This is a genomic window from Hungatella sp. SL.1.14, assembly GCF_024460495.1.
Classification (GTDB): domain Bacteria; phylum Bacillota; class Clostridia; order Lachnospirales; family Lachnospiraceae; genus Hungatella; species Hungatella hathewayi.
The window spans coordinates 1-286 of the sequence record NZ_JANFYJ010000555.1; the positions used below are offsets into that span (position 1 = coordinate 1).

A 286-nucleotide genomic window follows, 5' to 3' on the forward strand; every position below is an offset into this window, starting at 1 on the left:
GCAGAGGATGCTTCTGATGTCATACCAAATACGACAGAGACGGTACTGAGCGGCCAGAGTCTTAAAGATGCAGGGAAGGTACTTGGAAGAACGAGCCGCCCGGGTTATACATTTGGAGGCTGGTATACAGCAGAAAACGAAGGCGGGAAAAAGTTTGATGAAGTGTTTGCAATAAACGAAAACATGACCGTCTATGCGAAGTGGGCAGCAAATGAAAAAACGGCTATGAGGTCATGGAGGAGATGGGAAAAAGCGGACTTGTGTCGCGCATTCCGGTTATTGTTAT

Annotated in this window: 1 protein-coding gene; it reads left to right on the forward strand. The window is 47.2% G+C overall.

Features of this window, described 5'->3' with window-relative positions:
• The coding region (locus tag NE473_RS32280; RefSeq protein ID WP_256265739.1) for an InlB B-repeat-containing protein at positions 1 to 286 on the forward strand (286 nt) is incomplete at both ends.